This is a genomic window from Bradyrhizobium sp. NBAIM03 (genome assembly GCF_020194055.1).
In the GTDB taxonomy this organism is placed as follows: Bacteria; Pseudomonadota; Alphaproteobacteria; order Rhizobiales; family Xanthobacteraceae; genus Bradyrhizobium; species Bradyrhizobium yuanmingense.
Genome location: NZ_JADYVS010000008.1, coordinates 201,481 through 215,656, shown reverse-complemented (window position 1 = coordinate 215,656; position 14,176 = coordinate 201,481). Strand labels below are relative to the sequence as shown.

The window sequence follows — 14,176 nt, the reverse complement described above, 5'->3', positions numbered from 1 at the left end:
GTGATTTTCGAATTTGCGGCCGGAGGCGACCGGCACGCGAGGAGAAGACGATGAACCAAGAAATTATGAATCTCTTCAACCCGACGACGCCGGCTCAGGTCTTCGACCAGATCCGGATCTCGATCGCGTCTCCAGAGAAGATTCTGTCCTGGTCCTACGGCGAGATCAAGAAGCCGGAGACCATCAACTATCGTACCTTCAAACCCGAGCGCGACGGCCTGTTCTGCGCCCGCATCTTCGGGCCGATCAAGGACTACGAGTGCTTGTGCGGCAAGTACAAGCGCATGAAGTACAAGGGCATCATCTGCGAGAAGTGCTCGGTCGAGGTCACGCTGTCGCGCGTCCGGCGCGAGCGCATGGGTCATATCGAGCTCGCAGCCCCCGTCGCGCACATCTGGTTCCTGAAGTCGCTGCCCTCGCGCATCGGCCTCCTGCTCGACATGACGCTGAAGGATCTCGAGCGGATCCTCTACTTCGAATATTACGTCGTGCTCGAGCCGGGCCTCACCGCGCTGAAGGACCGTCAGCTGCTGTCGGAAGACGAGTATCTGAAGGCGCAGGACGAGTACGGCCAGGACAGCTTCACCGCCATGATCGGCGCCGAGGCGATCCGCGAGCTGCTCAAGGGCATGGACCTCGAGAAGCTCGAGGCCTCGCTGCGTGCCGAGATGCAGGAGACCGACTCCGACATCAAGCACAAGAAGCTCGCCAAGCGTCTGAAGATCGTGGAAGCGTTCCGCCATTCCGGCAACAAGCCGGAATGGATGATCATGACCGTGATCCCGGTGATTCCGCCGGACCTGCGTCCGCTGGTGCCGCTGGACGGCGGCCGTTTCGCGACCTCTGATCTCAACGACCTCTATCGCCGCGTCATCAACCGCAACAACCGCTTGAAGCGGCTGATGGAGCTGCGCGCGCCCGACATCATCATCCGCAACGAGAAGCGCATGCTTCAGGAAGCGGTCGATGCGCTGTTCGACAACGGCCGCCGCGGCCGCGTCATCACCGGCGCCAACAAGCGTCCGCTGAAGTCGCTCGCCGACATGCTCAAGGGCAAGCAGGGCCGCTTCCGCCAGAACCTGCTCGGCAAGCGCGTCGACTATTCGGGCCGTTCGGTGATCGTGGTCGGTCCCGAGCTGCGCCTGCATCAGTGCGGCCTGCCGAAGAAGATGGCGCTCGAGCTGTTCAAGCCGTTCATCTATTCGCGGCTCGACGCCAAGGGCCTGTCCACCACCGTGAAGCAGGCCAAGAAGCTGGTCGAGAAGGAACGGCCCGAGGTCTGGGACATCCTGGACGAGGTGATCCGCGAGCATCCGGTGCTGCTCAACCGCGCCCCGACGCTGCACCGCCTCGGCATTCAGGCATTCGAGCCCGTGCTGATCGAGGGCAAGGCGATCCAGCTTCACCCGCTGGTCTGCTCCGCGTTCAACGCCGACTTCGACGGCGACCAGATGGCCGTGCACGTTCCGCTGTCGCTCGAAGCGCAGCTGGAAGCGCGCGTCCTGATGATGTCGACCAACAACATCCTGCATCCCGCGAACGGCCAGCCGATCATCGTGCCGTCGCAGGACATCGTGCTCGGTCTGTACTACGTCTCGATCATGCGCGAAGGCCTGCCCGGCGAGGGCAAGGTGTTCGGCGACATGGCCGAGCTCGAGCATGCGCTGCACGCGAAGGTCATCCACCTCCACACCAAGATCAAGTACCGGTGGGAAGGCATGGACGAGACCGGCAAGGTCTCCAAGCGCTGGATCGAGACCACCGCCGGCCGCGTCATGCTCGGCAATCTGCTGCCGAAGAACCCGCGCATCTCCTACGAGATCATCAACAAGCTGATGACCAAGCGCGAGATCTCCGGCGTCATCGACCAGGTCTACCGCCACTGCGGCCAGAAGGAGACGGTGATCTTCTGCGACCGCATCATGGCGCTCGGCTTCTACAACGCGTTCAAGGCCGGCATCTCGTTCGGCAAGGACGACATGGTCGTGCCGCACGGCAAGTGGAAGATCGTCGACACCACTCGTACGCTGGCGAAGGATTTCGAGCAGCAGTACAACGACGGCCTGATCACCCATGGCGAGAAGTACAACAAGGTCGTCGACGCCTGGTCGAAGGCCACGGAAGAAATCGCCAAGGCGATGATGAAGGAGATCTCCGCCACCAAGAAGACGGCGAGCGGAGCCGACGCCGACATCAACTCGATCTACATGATGGCTCACTCCGGTGCCCGCGGTTCGCCGGCCCAGATGCGCCAGCTCGCCGGCATGCGCGGCCTGATGGCCAAGCCGTCGGGCGAGATCATCGAGACGCCGATCATCTCGAACTTCAAGGAAGGCCTCTCGGTGCTCGAGTACTTCAACTCGACCCACGGCGCCCGCAAGGGCCTCGCGGACACCGCGTTGAAGACCGCGAACTCCGGCTACCTGACCCGTCGTCTCGTCGACGTGGCGCAGGACTGCATCATCACGCAGAGCGACTGCGGCACCAAGCTCGGAATCAAGATGCGCGCCATCGTCGACGCCGGTACCGTGGTCGCCTCGCTCGGCTCGCGCATCCTCGGACGCACGGCCTGCGAAGACGTGCGTGACAGCTCGGGCCAGGTGATCGTCAAGCGCGATACGCTGATGGAAGAGAGCCACGTGGATGCCATCCATCAGGCCGGCATCCAGGAGGTGAAGATCCGCTCGGCGCTGACCTGCGAGCTCGTCAACGGCATCTGCGGCAAGTGCTACGGCCGCGACCTCGCCCGCGGCACGCCGGTCAACCACGGCGAAGCGGTTGGCGTCATCGCGGCGCAGTCGATCGGCGAGCCGGGCACCCAGCTCACCATGCGCACCTTCCACATCGGCGGTGCGGCGCAGCTCAACGAGCAGTCCTTCGTCGAAGCCAACTTCGACGGCAAGATCGTGATCAGGAACAAGGCCATCGCCCGCAACAGCGAAGGTCACCTGATCGCGATGGTGCGCAACATGGTTGTCGCGATCGTCGATGCCGACGGCACCGAGCGTGCGACGCACCGTATCCAGTACGGTTCGCGTCTGCACGTCGACGAGGGCGACATGGTCAAGCGCGGCCAGCGCATCGTCGAATGGGATCCCTACACCCGTCCGCTGCTCACCGAGGTCGAAGGAACCATCGGCTTCGAGGATCTGGTCGAGGGGCAGTCGATCTCGGAAACGCTCGACGAGGCCACCGGTATCGCCAAGCGCGTGGTCATCGACTGGCGTTCGACGCGCGGCGGCTCGGACCTGCGTCCGGCCATCGTGGTGAAGGGCAAGGACGGCAAGGTGCTCAAGCTCGCCCGTGGCGGCGATGCCCGCTACATGCTGTCGGTCGACGCCATTCTCTCGGTCGACATCGGAGCCAAGGTCCAGCCGGGCGACATCCTCGCCCGTGTCTCGACCGAAAGCGCCAAGACGCGTGACATCACCGGCGGTCTGCCGCGGGTGGCGGAACTGTTCGAGGCTCGGCGCCCGAAGGATGCGGCGATCATCGCCGAAATCGCGGGCACCATCCGGTTCGGGCGCGACTACAAGAACAAGCGTCGCATCTCGATCGAGCCGATGGACAAGACCGACGAGCCGCGCGAGTACCTGATCCCGAAGGGCAAGCACATCCACCTTCAGGACGGCGACGTCGTCGAAAAGGGCGACTTCATCGTGGAAGGCAACCCGGCGCCGCACGACATCCTCGCGGTCAAGGGCATCGAGGAGCTCGCTGCCTATCTGGTCAACGAGATCCAGGAGGTCTACCGGCTGCAGGGCGTGCTCATCAACGACAAGCACATCGAGGTGATTGTCCGTCAGATGCTCCAGAAGGTGGAAATCACCGACCAGGGCGACACGGACATGATCTCCGGCGAGCAGGTCGACAAGATCGAGTTCGACGCGCTGAACGTGAAGGCCAAGGAAGAGGGCAAGAAGCCCGCCACGGGAACGCCGGTTCTGCTCGGCATCACCAAGGCGAGCCTCCAGACCCGCTCCTTCTTCTCGGCGGCATCGTTCCAGGAGACCACCCGCGTCCTCACCGAGGCGGCGGTCAACGGCAAGATCGATCCGCTCGAAGGCCTCAAGGAGAACGTCATCGTCGGCCGGCTGATCCCGGCGGGCACCGGCGCCTCCATGGCCAAGATCCGCGAAGTCGCCATGAAGCGCGACAAGCTGATCCTGGACGAGCGCGAGAAGCAGGCCGCCGTCGTGTCGCCGGCGCCGGAAGCCGAGCTTCCTGCGCTGCCGCCCGCGGAGTGATCGTTCATCCGTAGGAATACCGAGGACAATGAAAAGGCCGGCTTTTGCCGGCCTTTTTGCTGCTTTATTGCGATGCGGGATCAACCTTTGTTCATCTTTCCTTCAGCCGCAAAAGCGCTTGTGCTATGGCGCCTTAGACCGGTGGTCCCGCCAAGGGGGCAGGGCCGGAAGACCACGGAACTCTCATGCTTGATCTCGCAATCGTAGGCGGCGGCCCCGGCGGGCTGATGAGCGCCTGGTACCTGAAGCGCAAGCTCGGCGACCTCTGCCGCGTCACCATCTACGAGGCCTCCGACAGGCTTGGCGGAAAGATCGCCACCCGCAAGTTCGATTCGGCGCCCGCGATGTACGAGGCCGGCGTTGCCGAGATCTACGACTACTCCATGACAGGCCCGGATCCGCTGCGCGAGCTGATCCAGCATTTCGGCCTTCAGACCATTCCGATGGATGCTGAGCAGGTGCAGTTCGGCGGTGAGCTGCTCAACGACGTTCCCGGCATGCGCCGCAAATACGGCGCCAAGACTGCCGCCGCGATCGAAGCCTTCCGCAAGCGCTGCGCCGAGGTGATGTCGCCGGTGGAATATTACGAGGGCGTCGGCGCGCACGACAACGAACATCCCTGGGCCTACAAGACCGCCGAGCAGGTGCTCGACGAGGAGGTCGAGGACGTCACCGCAAAGCGCTTCTTCAAGGTGATGGCGCGTTCCGACATCGCGACCGAGAGCCACAACACCAACGGGCTCAACGCGCTCAAGAACTATCTGATGGACGTCGACGGCTATATCGGCCTCTATTCCATCCAGAACGGCAACGAGCAGCTGATCGAATGCCTGCAGTCGGAGGTCAATGCCGACATCCAGCTCAATCACCGCGTGCTCACCGTCGGCAAGGCGCCGACCGGCCGGTATCAGCTCAAGATGATGAACGGCAAGGGGCCGGAGACCCGTGACTTCGATCTCGTGCTAGTCTGCCTGCCGCATTCCTGGCTCGCCACTCTCGGCTGGGAGGGCGAGCAGCTGCGCAGGTCGATGGTCAAGCACGTGGCCTATTTCGACCGGCCCGCGCACTATCTGCGCGTCTCGATCCTGTTCGACGAGCCGTTCTGGGGCGACAAGATTCCGGGCGCCTGGTTCATGTCGGAAGCCTTCGGCGGCTGCTGCGTCTACAACGAGGGCGCACGTCACGACGTCGGCAAGCATGGTGTTCTGAATTGGCTCATTCCCGGCTCCGATGCGCTGGCTTTTGCCAATCTGTCGGACCAGGAGCTGATCGAGGCCGCCCTGAAATCGCTGCCGGCTTCTCTCGGCGATGCGCGTCTGCACTTCATGGAAGGCAAGATCCACCGCTGGCTGTCCTCGGTGAACGCGCTGCCTGGTGGTTTGCCCGCGCGCGACGTCATGACTAATCACCGGCCCGAGCCGAAGGAGCACCCCGGCATCGTGGTGGTCGGCGACTATCTGTTCGATTCGACGCTGAACGGCCTGCTGGATTCCTCGGACGCGGCGACCGACATCATCCTGACCGAGATGATGCGCCTGCGCCGCCAGCGCGCGCAGGACGACAAGCCGCTCTCGGACAAGATCGATCGCAAATATTTCGAGAATTATCGCGGTCTCGGCCCCTATCATCAGGCGTGGCGGCACTTCACCGATCCCGACTACCTGACGAAGCTGATCGGCATCGTCTGGGGCAGGGCGGCGGGCGCCAAGCTGCTGGTCGCGGGCTCCGCCAGCGGCGAACTGGTCGGCGCCCTGCGCGATCGCGGCATCGATGCATGGGGAATCGAAAACAACCGCGCGATCCACGCCAGGACGCCGAAAGCGTTGAAGAAGTACAACAAGCTCGGCACGATCACCGACATGCCGTTCAAGGACGGCACGTTCGACTTCGTGTTCGAGACCAGCCTCTGCCACGTTTCCCCGAAGCAAGTGGTCCGCGCGATCCGCGAGCTCAACCGCGTGGTCAAGACCGGCCTCGTGTTCGGCTCCATCACCTCGGACATGGCGCCGGCATTGATCGACCGCTACGACCTCTTGCGCGGAGTCAAGAAGCTCGGCACCTGGTGGGAATGGTCCGAACTGTTCTTCGGCAACGGCTTCGACCTGTCGATGCACCGCAAGGATTGCACCGATGCGCTGTGGGAGGCGACGCTCGCCGCCAACAAGGGGCCGGGGCAGTGGTACGCCGACGCGGACAGCTTGCGCTATTCCTTCTTCGACAAGGTCGAGGACGAGGACTAGCCCGGGGGACGCCAACCGAATTCGCCAATTGTTTTGCCGAATTCATCTTGATCGCATAGAATCGGTGCAATAGCGGTTGCCGCTATTTCCTGCGTTCTCTGCGGTCATGCCGGCCGTCAGCATCGGTTGGTTTCATGGCATCCAAGCCTTTCTTGCCTGGCGACAAGCCTCTATCTCCCGATCAACAGAAGCTCGCCGCGGAGGAGGCGGCCGGGCTCGATGGCAAGCTCGCCGACGCTGCCAAGCCGGATCTCAAGGACGACGAGGACGCCGAAGACGAGGGGGATGACGAGCTGGAGCTCGACGAGGACGATGAGGACGAGGACCTCGTCGTCTTTACCGCGCGCGAAGCCGCCGGGGCCCTTGCGACCATTGTCGGGTTCGTCAAGCCCTATCTCTCCAACTACAAGCGGATGCTGTCATTCGTGGCATTCGGCGTCGTGGTCGAGACGTTGTTCAACGTCATCATGCCGCTCAGCCTCAAGTTCCTGATCGACGATGCACTCGGCGAGGAGGATTTTCAGGCGCTCTACAAGATCCTCGGCGTGCTCGCCGTCGCCGGCATTTTCACCTCGATCGTTGCAGTCTGGTACGAACGCTGGGACGCGCGACTTGCCGCTTGCATCATCTCCGATGTCCGCACACGCCTGTTCGAGCACGTCCAGGACCTGCCCGCCGCCTATTTCGGCCGCACCAGGCGCGGCGAGATCCTGTCGCGCTTCTCGGTCGATCTCTCGGCCTTCGAAGGCTCGGTCAAGACGTTCGCCAACAGTGCCGCGCTGCCGTTCCTGGAGCTGATCGCCGGCATCATCCTGATGCTGTTCCTCAACTGGCAGCTCGCCGTCGTCGCGCTGCTGGTGTTCCCGATCACGCTGATCGGCCCGCGGATCCTGACGCCGAAGGCGGTGCAGGCCAATTACGAACAGAAGCTCAATGAATCGGCGTTGCTGGGCCAAGTCCAGGAGAACGTGGCCGCCCAGGCGGTCATCAAGGCGTTCAGCCTGCAACGCAAGATGTTCGGCTTCTTCCGGTTGCGCAACGACGAGACCCGCAACAAGATGGCCTCGGCCACATTCCTCTCGACCATGGTGGAGCGGACCGTCACCATCTCGGTGCTCCTCCTGCACCTTGTGGTGCTCGCGATCGGCGCGTATCTGGCGACCAAGGGCCATATCACCATCGGCACCTTTGTCACCTTCGAGAGCGCGTTCTGGGAGGTCTCCTACAACATCGCCCATGTGATGCATTTCATCCCGGTGTCGATCTCCTCGGCCGCCGCGATCCGCCACATCCAGGAATTGCTCGACGAGCCGACCCGCAGCGCCGATCGGCCGGGCGCGCCCGATCTGCCGCGCATCACCCACGACATTACCTTCGATCACGTCACCTTCCAGTACGAGGGTGGTCAGACGCCGGTGCTGGACAATCTCAGCCTCAAGCTCGACGCCGGCAAGCGCATCGCGATCGTCGGTCCGAGCGGCTCCGGCAAGAGCACGCTGCTCAATCTGATCCTGCGGCTCTACGTGCCCGACGAAGGCCGCGTCACCATCGACGGCGTCGACGTCCGCAAGGTGACGCTGGACTCGCTGCGCCGGAGCATGGCGGTGGTGTTCCAGGAGAACATGCTGTTCAACATGTCGATCCGCGAGAACATCCGGCTCGGCAAGGAGGGCGCAACCGACGAGGAGGTGGAGGAGGCGGCCAAGAAGGCCGAGATCCACCGCTACATCATGAGCCTGCCGCAGCGCTACGACACGCCGGTCGGCGAGCGCGGCGACACGCTGTCGGGCGGCCAACGCCAGCGCATTGCGATCGCGCGCGCGATCATCCGCAACCCCTCCGTGCTGCTGCTGGACGAAGCAACTTCGGCGCTGGACCAGACCACCGAGGCCGCAATCAACCGCACGCTGCTCAGGGTCGCCAAGGGTCGCACCATGATCTGGTCGACCCACCGCCTGACCTCGGTGGTCGAGATGGACGAGATCATCGTGATTTCAGGGGGCAGGGCGATCGAGCGCGGTTCCCATGCCGAGTTGCTCGCCAAGAATGGCACCTATCGCAAGCTGTGGAACGACCAGATCCACCAGCCCCATGGCGCGGCAGCTCACGCCGACGCCGACCGCAATGATGACGACGAGGACGAAGACCTCGATGACGATGAGGACGACGAGGAGGAGTAACCGCGGGCGGTGAGCTTCGAGCGGCCGCGTCTGATCGTCTCGTCTCACGGCAACGCGCGGTTCAGCGTCGACTCGTCGATTCTCTGATGCAAGGCGTTCGGCCGCCGCGCGCCGCGTTTTTTCGCACGGATGGTTTGGGGCAAGAGCCATTCGCGGATCGACCAGTCCGGGCTGAAGCCGCGTCACACCGGGCATCGCGGCGGGCCGGGAAAAGCTGGTAGACCGGCCACCAGCCAACAAACTGAGCGCAGGCAGGAAAAAAGCCCCTCAGTTTGGTGATAAAACTACATTAAACCCGGGTATAATTGTTCTCAGATCTGGCAGGTCAGTCGCCTCGGTCCTATATCAGGCAGGCGCGGGGAGGCGGCGAAGAGGCGATTTTTTGCAGGCGCATGAAGCGCTTTGTGACTGTCGTTTCACCTTGACTTGACCGATTCCCACTTATAGAAAGCGCCTCACTTAACGACAGGCGGTGAGCATCGCCAGCGTCGGAACGGGCCACCCGTTGATCCCCAAAGACTAGATCTGCCAGGGGTCGCAAAGACGGGCACCAACCTCGACGAATGCCGCTCAAACGCTGTCGATCATAGCTAGGCAATGCCAGTGCGACTTTAGTTCTCTCGAGCACGTTCTCTTGAGATCGAATTCGGATGCATGACCTCAGTGCGCGGGCCGCGGCGTTACGCTGAACGGCTTCGAGACTGCGGTCCTCTGTGGCGTCGAAGCGCTTTCCGCTCGTTGATGGAGCGGTTGGCGCAATTTCGCTTTGCGCGGGTCTTTCGCGCCAGGCGGCCCGTTCGGGCGGGTAGCTCGAGCAGAATTTGCGGACCCGGTGACGGGCCGCGGCAAGACAGCGGACCCGAGAGGGGCCGCGGCAGAAAAAGGGTGAAGGCCAGTATGCCGACGATCAACCAGCTGATCGCTCAACCGCGGGAAGTGCAGAAGTCGCGCAAGAAGGTGCCGGCGCTGCAGCAGTCGCCGCAGAAGCGTGGTGTTTGCACGCGCGTCTACACCACGACCCCGAAGAAGCCGAACTCGGCGCTTCGTAAGGTTGCCAAGGTGCGCCTGACCAACGGCTTCGAGGTGATCGGCTACATCCCTGGCGAGGGCCATAACCTCCAGGAGCACTCGGTGGTCATGATCCGCGGCGGCCGCGTCAAGGACTTGCCGGGCGTGCGCTATCACATCCTCCGCGGCGTTCTGGACACCCAGGGCGTCAAGAACCGTAAGCAGCGTCGTTCGAAGTACGGCGCCAAGCGTCCGAAGTAAGCGGGAACCAAGCCTATGTCTCGTCGCCACTCTGCGGAAAAGCGCGAAGTTCTTCCGGATCCGAAATTCGGGAACATCATCGTCACGAAGTTCATGAACTCGGTGATGTACGCCGGCAAGAAGTCGGTTGCGGAAGGCATTGTCTATGGTGCGTTCGGCATCATCGAATCTAAGACCAAGCAGAACCCGCTCGGCGTGTTCGAGCAGGCGCTCGAGAACGTCATGCCGACCATCGAGGTCCGCTCCCGCCGCGTCGGCGGCGCGACCTACCAGGTTCCGGTCGAGGTCCGCTCGACCCGCCGGCAGGCGCTCGGCATTCGCTGGCTGATCGCGGCTGCGCGCGAGCGCAACGAGAAGACCATGACCGAGCGGCTCTCGGCGGAGCTCTTGGACGCATCGAACAACCGGGGGAACGCCGTCAAGAAGCGCGAAGACGTGCACCGCATGGCGGAAGCCAACCGCGCCTTCTCGCACTACCGCTGGTAACGGCGACACACTCGGACTCGCAAGGAACGACCCATGCCCCGCCAACATGCCATCGAGGACTACCGTAACTTCGGTATCATGGCGCATATCGACGCCGGCAAGACCACGACGACCGAGCGCATCCTCTATTACACCGGCAAGAGCCACAAGATCGGCGAAGTGCACGAAGGTGCCGCGACGATGGACTGGATGGAGCAGGAGCAGGAGCGTGGCATCACGATCACCTCGGCTGCGACCACCGCGTTCTGGAACGGCAAGCGCCTGAACATCATCGACACGCCCGGTCACGTCGACTTCACCATCGAAGTCGAGCGTTCGCTCCGCGTGCTCGACGGCGCCGTCTGCGTGCTCGACTCCAACCAGGGCGTCGAGCCTCAGACCGAGACCGTCTGGCGCCAGGGCGACAAGTACAAGGTTCCGCGCATCGTCTTCGCCAACAAGATGGACAAGATCGGTGCCGACTTCTTCAAGTGTCTGGCGGACATTGTCGACCGTCTGGGCGCCAAGCCCGTCGCGATCCAGCTTCCGATCGGTGCCGAGAACAACTTCAAGGGTCTTGTCGACCTCGTGAAGATGAAGGGCGTCGTCTGGAACGACGAGTCGCTCGGTGCCAAGTTCGACTATGTCGACATTCCGGAAGACCTCGTCGACCAGGCCAAGGAATACCGCGAGAAGATGGTGGAAGCCGCCGTCGAGCTCGACGACGATGCCATGGCCGCCTATCTCGACGGCAAGGAGCCGGACGAGGCGACCCTGAAGCGCCTGATCCGCAAGGCGGTGCTGACCGGCGCGTTTTATCCCGTGCTGTGCGGCTCGGCCTTCAAGAACAAGGGCGTGCAGCCGCTGCTCGACGCCGTGGTCGACTATCTGCCGTCGCCGCTCGACGTGCCCGCGATCAAGGGCACCGACGACAAGGGCAACGAGGTCGTGCGCAAGGCGGACGACAAGGAGCCGCTGGCGCTGCTCGCGTTCAAGATCATGGACGACCCGTTCGTCGGCACCATCACCTTCTGCCGCATCTATTCCGGCATCCTGCAGAGCGGCACCGGCGTCGTGAACTCGACCCGCGAGAAGAAGGAGCGGATCGGGCGCATGCTGTTGATGCATGCGAACAACCGCGAGGACATCAAGGAAGCCTATGCCGGCGACATCGTCGCGCTGGCCGGTCTGAAGGAAGCGCGCACCGGTGACACGCTGTGCGATCCCGACAAGCAGGTGATCCTGGAGAAGATGGAGTTCCCCGAGCCGGTCATCGAGATCGCGATCGAGCCGAAGTCCAAGGCCGACCAGGAGAAGCTGGGCGTGGCGCTGGCCAAGCTCGCCGCGGAGGATCCGTCCTTCCGCGTGTCGACCGACCACGAGTCCGGCCAGACCATCCTCAAGGGCATGGGCGAACTCCACCTCGACATCAAGGTCGACATCCTCAAGCGCACCTACAAGGTCGACGCCAACATCGGCGCGCCGCAGGTGGCGTTCCGTGAGCGCATCACCAAGCGGGTGGAGCACAGCTACACCCACAAGAAGCAGACCGGCGGTACCGGCCAGTTCGCGGCCGTGTCGTTCATCGTCGAGCCGAACGAGCCCGGCAAGGGCTTCGAGTTCGAATCGAAGATCGTCGGTGGCGCGGTGCCGAAGGAATACATCCCGGGCGTCGAGAAGGGCCTGGAGAGCGTGCTGTCGTCTGGCGTGGTCGCGGGCTTCCCCGTGGTCGACGTCAAGGTGCAGCTGGTCGACGGCAAGTATCACGACGTCGACTCATCGGCGCTCGCCTTCGAAATCGCCTCGCGCGCCTGCTTCCGCGAAGCGCTGCAGATGGGCAAGTCGGTCCTGCTCGAGCCGATCATGAAGGTCGAGGTGGTGACCCCGGAAGACTACACCGGCTCGGTCATCGGCGACCTGAATTCCCGGCGCGGTCAGATCCAGGGGCAGGACATGCGCGGCAACGCCAACGTCATCAACGCGATGGTGCCGCTCATGAACATGTTCGGTTACGTGAACAATCTGCGCTCGATGAGCCAGGGTCGCGCGACCTTCACCATGCAGTTCGATCACTACGCAGAAGCGCCGGCCAACGTGTCGGCAGAAGTCCAGAAGAAGTTTGCCTGATTGTCGTCGGTTGAAAGCTGACGATTGAACGGAGAGTCAAATGGCCAAAGCAAAGTTTGAACGTACCAAGCCGCACTGCAACATCGGCACCATCGGTCACGTCGACCATGGCAAGACGTCGCTGACCGCGGCGATCACCAAGGTTCTCGCCGAAGCCGGCGGTGCGACGTTCACCGCGTACGACCAGATCGACAAGGCGCCGGAAGAGAAGGCCCGCGGCATCACCATCTCGACCGCGCACGTCGAGTACGAGACGCCGAACCGCCACTACGCCCACGTCGACTGCCCCGGCCACGCCGACTACGTCAAGAACATGATCACCGGCGCTGCCCAGATGGACGGCGCGATCCTGGTCGTGTCGGCCGCTGACGGCCCGATGCCGCAGACCCGCGAGCACATCCTGCTCGCCCGCCAGGTCGGCGTGCCCGCGCTCGTCGTGTTCCTCAACAAGTGCGACATGGTCGACGATCCGGAGCTGCTCGAACTCGTCGAGCTCGAAGTCCGCGAGCTGCTCTCCAAGTACGAATTCCCCGGCGACAAGATCCCGATTATCAAGGGTTCGGCGCTCGCCGCTCTCGAAGACTCCGACAAGAAGCTCGGCCACGACGCCATCCTCGAGCTGATGAAGAACGTCGACGAGTACATCCCGCAGCCGGAGCGTCCGATCGACCAGCCGTTCCTGATGCCGGTTGAAGACGTGTTCTCGATCTCGGGCCGCGGCACCGTCGTGACCGGCCGTGTCGAGCGCGGCGTCGTCAAGGTCGGCGAGGAAATCGAGATCGTCGGTCTCCGCGCCACCCAGAAGACCACCGTCACCGGCGTCGAAATGTTCCGCAAGCTGCTCGATCAGGGCCAGGCCGGCGACAACATCGGCGCGCTGCTCCGCGGCACCAAGCGCGAGGACGTCGAGCGCGGCCAGGTTCTGGCCAAGCCCGGTTCGGTCAAGCCGCACACTAAGTTCAAGGCCGAGGCCTACATCCTCACCAAGGAAGAGGGCGGTCGCCACACCCCGTTCTTCACCAACTACCGTCCGCAGTTCTACTTCCGCACCACCGACGTGACCGGTGTCGTGCACCTGCCGGAAGGCACCGAGATGGTGATGCCGGGCGACAACATCGCGATGGAAGTGCACCTGATCGTGCCGATCGCGATGGAAGAGAAGCTCCGCTTCGCGATCCGCGAAGGCGGCCGCACTGTCGGCGCCGGCGTCGTCGCCTCGATCATCGAGTAACAACGCGAATAGGGAATGGCGAGTGGCGAATAGTTTCTATTCGCTATTCGCTACTCGCCACTCACTAAGAAAGATTCGGCAATGAACGGCCAAAACATTCGTATCCGTCTCAAGGCGTTCGACCATCGTATCCTCGATACGTCGACCCGTGAGATCGTGAACACGGCGAAGCGCACCGGCGCGCAGGTCCGCGGACCCATTCCGCTGCCCACCCGCATCGAGAAGTTCACCGTCAACCGTTCGCCCCACGTCGACAAGAAGAGCCGCGAACAGTTCGAGATGCGCACTCACAAGCGCCTGCTCGACATCGTCGATCCGACCCCGCAAACCGTCGATGCTTTGATGAAGCTCGACCTGGCCGCCGGTGTCGACGTCGAGATCAAGCTCTAAGATTTTGGATCCCGTTCGCCAAAAGCG

8 protein-coding genes are annotated in these 14,176 nt (G+C 63.1%); all 8 read left to right on the top strand.

The genetic code is table 11. From position 1 onward, the window contains the following. The first annotated feature begins 50 nt into the window (after positions 1-50). Positions 51-4,247, top strand: coding sequence for a DNA-directed RNA polymerase subunit beta' (gene rpoC, locus I6F21_RS14800; RefSeq protein WP_036011015.1), 4,197 nt, complete (start codon positions 51-53; stop codon positions 4,245-4,247). 185 nt (positions 4,248-4,432) lie between these two features. Continuing rightward, the gene (locus tag I6F21_RS14795) at positions 4,433-6,487 is read left to right on the top strand and encodes an FAD-dependent oxidoreductase (protein WP_225139875.1); all 2,055 of its coding nucleotides are present in this window, start codon (positions 4,433-4,435) and stop codon (positions 6,485-6,487) included. Between the two features lie 134 nt (positions 6,488-6,621). After that, positions 6,622-8,667: an ABC transporter ATP-binding protein gene (locus I6F21_RS14790; RefSeq protein ID WP_225139876.1), complete on the top strand. Its 2,046-nt coding sequence runs from the start codon at positions 6,622-6,624 to the stop codon at positions 8,665-8,667. A gap of 897 nt (positions 8,668-9,564) precedes the next feature. Then, entirely contained in the window at positions 9,565-9,936 is a 372-nt protein-coding gene (gene rpsL, locus I6F21_RS14785) for a 30S ribosomal protein S12 (RefSeq protein WP_007603006.1), read from the top strand. Between the two features lie 15 nt (positions 9,937-9,951). Next, the gene (gene rpsG, locus I6F21_RS14780; RefSeq protein WP_018647239.1) at positions 9,952-10,422 is read left to right on the top strand and encodes a 30S ribosomal protein S7; all 471 of its coding nucleotides are present in this window, start codon (positions 9,952-9,954) and stop codon (positions 10,420-10,422) included. 33 nt (positions 10,423-10,455) lie between these two features. After that, positions 10,456-12,528, top strand: a complete 2,073-nt coding sequence (gene fusA, locus I6F21_RS14775) for an elongation factor G (protein ID WP_225113226.1) — start codon at positions 10,456-10,458, stop codon at positions 12,526-12,528. Between the two features lie 40 nt (positions 12,529-12,568). Beyond that, a complete protein-coding gene (gene tuf / locus I6F21_RS14770; protein ID WP_025036994.1) occupies positions 12,569-13,759 on the top strand; it encodes an elongation factor Tu in 1,191 nt (396 codons plus the stop codon). Between the two features lie 81 nt (positions 13,760-13,840). Next, the gene (gene rpsJ, locus I6F21_RS14765) at positions 13,841-14,149 is read left to right on the top strand and encodes a 30S ribosomal protein S10 (protein WP_002712302.1); all 309 of its coding nucleotides are present in this window, start codon (positions 13,841-13,843) and stop codon (positions 14,147-14,149) included. The last annotated feature ends 27 nt before the right edge of the window (positions 14,150-14,176 follow it).